This window comes from Candidatus Schekmanbacteria bacterium, assembly GCA_003695725.1.
Classification (GTDB): Bacteria; Schekmanbacteria; GWA2-38-11; order GWA2-38-11; family J061; genus J061.
This window is the reverse complement of record RFHX01000346.1, coordinates 1-5,452: the sequence shown is the minus strand read 5'-3', so window position 1 is coordinate 5,452 and position 5,452 is coordinate 1. Positions and strand designations below refer to the sequence as shown.

Annotated in this window: 7 protein-coding genes; 6 read left to right on the top strand and 1 reads right to left on the bottom strand. The window is 35.9% G+C overall.

All coding sequences use genetic code 11. From position 1 onward, the window contains the following. Window positions 1-62 precede the first annotated feature (62 nt). Window positions 63-338, top strand: a complete 276-nt coding sequence (locus D6734_12625) for an integration host factor subunit alpha (GenBank protein RMF92312.1) — start codon at window positions 63-65, stop codon at window positions 336-338. A 4-nt stretch (window positions 339-342) separates the two neighbouring features. Here the strand turns inward: D6734_12625 and D6734_12620 are convergent, their stop codons facing one another. Continuing rightward, a complete protein-coding gene (locus D6734_12620; GenBank protein ID RMF92311.1) occupies window positions 343-1,047 on the bottom strand; it encodes a uracil-DNA glycosylase in 705 nt (234 codons plus the stop codon). 100 nt (window positions 1,048-1,147) lie between these two features. Here D6734_12620 and D6734_12615 point away from each other — a divergent pair, with 100 nt between their 5' ends. The 5 genes from D6734_12615 to trpD are packed head-to-tail and all read left to right on the top strand — an operon-like array spanning window position 1,148 to window position 5,282. Beyond that, window positions 1,148-1,867 (top strand): hypothetical protein, encoded by a 720-nt coding sequence (locus D6734_12615; GenBank protein ID RMF92310.1) that lies wholly within the window; start codon window positions 1,148-1,150, stop codon window positions 1,865-1,867. Window positions 1,868-1,902: 35 nt separating this feature from the next. Continuing rightward, window positions 1,903-2,202 carry a hypothetical protein gene (locus D6734_12610; protein ID RMF92309.1) on the top strand — a complete coding sequence of 100 codons (300 nt, stop codon included), beginning with the start codon at window positions 1,903-1,905 and terminating at the stop codon, window positions 2,200-2,202. A gap of 1 nt (window position 2,203) precedes the next feature. Next, complete coding sequence (trpE, locus tag D6734_12605; GenBank protein ID RMF92308.1) at window positions 2,204-3,688, top strand: anthranilate synthase component I; 1,485 nt, start codon at window positions 2,204-2,206, stop codon at window positions 3,686-3,688. Beyond that, window positions 3,681-4,259, top strand: coding sequence for an aminodeoxychorismate/anthranilate synthase component II (locus tag D6734_12600; protein ID RMF92313.1), 579 nt, complete (start codon window positions 3,681-3,683; stop codon window positions 4,257-4,259). The genes trpE and D6734_12600 overlap by 8 nt, the downstream gene beginning before the upstream one ends. A gap of 9 nt (window positions 4,260-4,268) precedes the next feature. After that, window positions 4,269-5,282: an anthranilate phosphoribosyltransferase gene (trpD, locus tag D6734_12595; protein RMF92307.1), complete on the top strand. Its 1,014-nt coding sequence runs from the start codon at window positions 4,269-4,271 to the stop codon at window positions 5,280-5,282. Window positions 5,283-5,452 lie beyond the last annotated feature (170 nt).

Sequence of the window (5,452 nt, the reverse complement as noted above, 5' to 3'; positions counted from 1 at the left end):
ATGATAGACAGGTATATATATTATATTTATTTTCAATATCTTTCAGGCAGGGGAGAGATTAAATGACAAGAGAAGATTTAAAAGAAAAGATAAGAGAAGAATTGGGGTTGAGCAAACAAGAATCATCTGAACTTGTTGAAGAAATTTTAAATACTTTGATAAGTACCCTTGCCCAAGGGGATGATATCATTCTTAGCGGTTTTGGAAAGTTTGAGATTCGTTCAAAAAAAGAGAGAATAGGAAGAAATCCAAAAACTGGGACGCCTTATAAAATATCTGCACGCAAAGTTGTAAATTTCAGGCCTTCTAAATTATTTAAAGATCTTTTGAATCGGTAAAAAGCTATTTCTTTTTTTGAACAGTTGGAACAGGAAGTCCGAGCTCTGTTAAAACCATCTTTAGGTCAGACCAAGATTCTTTCTTTTTTTGAGGATTTCTCAGTAGAAAGGCGGGATGATAGGTAGGTAATAATTTTATATCTTCGTAATATGCAAATTTGCCTCTAAGTTGAGAAATCTTTTCCTCGCTTTTCAAAAGAGTTTGGGCTGCAAATGTTCCAAGGGCAATAATAATCTTTGGCTTGATTATTTCTATCTGTTTCCTCAAATAGGGTTCACACATTTCTATTTCATCTTTTATCGGATTTCTGTTTTGAGGCGGTCTGCACTTTATAATATTTGCGATATATACCTCTTCTCTTTTGAAGCCCATTGCTTTAATCATATCTGTCAAAAGTTTTCCCGCTCTTCCGACAAAGGGCTTTCCTTGAATATCTTCATCTCTTCCCGGAGCTTCGCCCACAAACATTATTTTGGCTTCAGGATTACCGTCCCCAAAAACAAGATTTGTCCTTTCTTTGTGAAGCCGGCATTCAATGCATTCGCCGATTGTGCTGCGAAGTTCATCCAACATTTCCTTTTTGCTTTTGGAGGCACTTTCTACTGATTGCCCTTTAGTAGAAGGAGTTATGATAAAATTTTTAACTCCCAAGGATTTTTGAAATTCGAGGAATGTAATTACTTTTTCTACTATCTCTTTTTTTTCCATAATTTACCAAAGATTCTTTTCATTTTTATAAACATCAAAAGGTCCCGGGTCAAGTATTATAACTTGCACTTGAAGGATTGGTAAAATAAAATATTGGGCTATGAAAACAATGAGTAAAAATCTGATAGGATTTTTCTTTGTAATGCCGGCAGGCGTTATCTTTTCTCTTGCGTTGTTTGAGGTAATAAAGCGATTTCTATTAATAAACCCAATTAACATTGTGTTTATTTCAGGTATTATTTTTTATTTTCTCCTGCGCTATTTAGTTAAATGGATTGGTTATGATTTTGTCGATGTTGGAGAAGTTCTTGTCCATGAACTTGTCCACGGTTTTTTTTCATTACTTTTTTTGGGAGATGTAAAATCATTGTCAGTATATCCAAAAAAAGGGGGACAGGTTAGCGTATCGCGTTCAAATTTTTTAGTTGAACTTTCACCCTATTGTTTTCCTATCATTGCAATTGTTGTGTCTGGAATCAAACCATTTTTTATAAAAAGTGCAGGCATTTATATTGTTTTCATTACGGGATTTTTTCTTGGACAACATTTAGCTGCTCTTTTTAAGGATTTTCATCTTGGACAGAGTGATATATTGAACAACGGAATAGTTTTTTCGTTTTCAGTTGTTCTATTTTTGAATGTCTTTTTTGTAGGCATAATGATGGTTATATTAGGCGATGGCTATTCTGCTGTGCCTCTATTTTTGAATGAAGCATTTGAAATTTCCAAAAAATGTATTTATCTGATTTTACACTTTGATTATGCCGGGAATTGGAGTAAATTGCACGAGTTGATTGGAAAACTTTTTTCAATATTATGAGATATGAAATCTGAAATTTTTATAGGTTGCCGTAAATGAAACATTTAAGAATTTTAATAATTTCTTTGCTGTTTAGTTATTTTCTCTCACTAATTTCCTGCATTCCTGCCTATGAAGTAGAGGACAAAATCTATAAACTTGACAAAAGAGTTTCAGCTCTTGAGATGTATAGGGATAAAGAGCTGAAAAGGATGAAGAAGCAGGTTGAATCCCTCCTTATAGAAAACGAAAAGATGAAGAAAGAAATCGGCGAGCTTCTTCTTCGAACTTCTATAATAGGCGAGAAAATTGAGGAAGACGAATTGAATGAAACAACGGATGAATCAATAAAATAAAATGTATTATCCTGAATTTAATGAATTTAAAAAATTAGCGACGAAAGGCAATCTTATTCCTGTCTATCGCGAAATTTACGGCGATATTGAAACGCCTGTATCGGCATTCAGCAAGATAAATGATAATAAATATTCTTTCCTCTTTGAAAGCATCGAAGGCGGAGAAAAATGGGCAAGATTTTCATTTCTTGGTTCTTCGCCAAAACTCATATTCAGAAGCAAGGGAAAGTTGGCTGAAATAATCAAAGATGGGCAGGTAAGGAAATGCACATTCAAAAATGACCCTCTTGATATTGTGAAGGAAATTTTGTCAGAATTTAAACCTGTCAAGGTTAGCGGATTGCCAAGATTTACAGGCGGTGCAGTTGGATTTATCGGTTATGACTTTGTCCGTTTTTTTGAAAAGATAGGCGACCATTCCAAAGATGTTTTATCTGTATATGATGCAATTTTTATGCTGATGGATACAATAGTCGTTTTTGATAACCTTTCCCACAAGATTAAAGTTGTTGCCAATGCTTATGTGAAAAATCTTTCAGATGCTTCGAAGGCATATCAGGATGCTAAAAAGAAAATTGAGCGCATTATAAAAAAATTGCGAAGCGGAAAGATTGATAAGAGAAAGAAAAGGAGAATGATTAGCCAAATAAAACCTGTTTCAAATATGAAAAAAGAAGTTTTTGAAGAGATTGTGAGAAGAGCAAAGAAATATATAAGAGCTGGTGACATAATTCAGGTTGTCCTCTCACAAAGGTTATCTTGCACTTTCAAAGGGAATCCTTTCAATGTTTATAGAGCCTTGCGTGTAATAAATCCATCGCCCTATATGTATTATCTTAAACTTGGGGATATTGCGCTTGTTGGCTCATCTCCTGAAATTCTTGTCAGAGTAGAAAGAGGGAATATCGAGTTGAGGCCTATTGCCGGAACAAGGCGGAGGGGCAAAGATGAAAAGGAAGACAGGAAATTAGAAAAGGAATTACTTTCTGACCCTAAAGAATGCGCTGAACATATAATGCTTGTTGACCTTGGAAGAAACGATGTTGGACGGGTAGCAAAAAAATCGACAGTTGAAGTCAATGAACTTATGACAATTGAGCGTTATTCCCATGTAATGCATATTGTTTCGAATGTAAGAGGCAAGTTGAAGAAAAATAAAGATGTCTTTGATGTTATAAGAGCCTGTTTTCCTGCAGGAACGGTAAGTGGTGCGCCAAAAGTAAGGGCAATGGAAATAATCGAGGAATTAGAATCTGAAAAAAGAGGTCCCTATGCAGGAGCAGTTGGTTATTTCAGTTTTTCCGGAAATATGGATACCTGTATTACCATTCGGACTCTGTTGTTCAAAGACAATAAGGTGTACGTGCAGGGAGGCGCAGGTATTGTTGCTGATTCTGTGCCTGAGCGCGAATATACTGAAACAATGAATAAAATGAAGGCGATGTTTGAAGCATTAAAAGTTTCTTCAGAATTTGATTATGAGTAGATCAAAAAATATATTGATAGATAATTATGATTCATTTACATACAACTTAGTTCAATACTTTGGCGAATTAGGCGAAGACTTTATTGTTTATCGCAATGATGAAGTAACAGTGAAAGAGCTTCAGAGAAAAAAGATCAGACGCATTGTTATTTCTCCGGGTCCGTGTACGCCTGACAAAGCAGGAATTTCAGTTGATGTAGTAAAAAACTTTGCCGGAAAGGTTCCCCTGCTTGGCGTATGTTTAGGTCATCAGTGTATAGCTTCCGCTTTTTCAGCAAAGATTGTGAGAGCAAAACGGTTGATGCACGGAAAAACATCGATGATAGAGCATAATGGGAGAGATATTTTTAAGAGATTACCAAATCCCTTTGAAGCTACAAGGTATCATTCACTCGTTATAAAGAAGGATACTCTGCCATCAAACTTTGAAATAACTGCTTATTCAGAAGACGGAGAGATAATGGGCATTGCAGATAGGAAACTCAAATTATACGGAGTGCAGTTTCATCCGGAATCTATTCTGACCAAATGTGGAAAAGAGCTATTGAAGAATTTTTTAGAGATTAAATAAAAAGTCAATATGTTGAAGAAATGCATATCAAAACTGGCGAATGGAAATTCTCTTTCAGAAGAAGAGGCATATTTAGCAATAAAAGAAATTCTTAAAGGAAAAGCTACTCACTCCCAGATTGCATCATTTTTGACTGCCCTCACTATAAAGGGTGAATCACTTGAAGAAATCATTGGTGCAGTCAAGGCAATGAGAGAGATGGCGGTTACAATAAAACTCAATGATGTGAATGCAGTTGATACTTGCGGGACAGGAGGAGATGCTTCAGGAACTTTCAATATTTCAACTACAGCGGCAATTGTCGCCGCAGGGGCAGGTGTTACAGTGGCAAAGCATGGTAACCGCTCCGTGTCGAGCAGGTGCGGAAGTGCAGACATTTTAGAGAAGATGGGTGTAAAAGTTAACCTGTCGCCTGAAAAGGTGGCAAAATGTATCGATGAAATCGGCATTGGATTTATGTTTGCTCCGCAGTTTCATAGCGCAATGAAATATGCAGCACCAGTGCGTAAAGAAATCGGTATAAGAACTATCTTTAATATTTTAGGTCCCTTATCAAATCCTGCCGAAGTGCGAAGGCAAGTTGTGGGAGTTTTTAGTGAGAAGGTGCAAGACCTCTATGCAGAAACGCTGTTGAGACTTGGAATAGAAAAAGCATATATTGTCCACAGTGATGATGGGCTTGATGAAATTTCCGTGTGTGCAGAGACGAGAGTTTTGGAAATCAACAAAGGTAAAATTTCTGATTATAGAATTGCACCGGAAGATTTCGGAATGATGCGACATAGAAGGGATGAAATAATTGGTGATAACGCAGAAATAAATCGAGACATTATCATTAGAATTCTCAAAGGTGCAGAAGGCGGAAAAAGGGATATCGTTTTATTGAATGCTGCAGCTGCAATTGCAGCATCGGGCAGAGTGGAATCAATGGAAGAAGGATTGGAAATTGCAAAGGAATCGATAAATTCTGGTAAAGCCGAAAAGAAACTTCAGGATATGATTGCTTTTACAAATAGAGTTTGATTGTTTCACATTTCTATTTTGTATGGATTCAAACATAGCCAAACTTACAAATAACGGTTTTTTTCCTATCTTCCAACTTTCTGTTTTTCCTTATTTCCTAAGTTAGAGTGATAGCATTTGTAGATAATATCTGCTGATAAAATTATAATTTTATTTATAAATGTTAATTT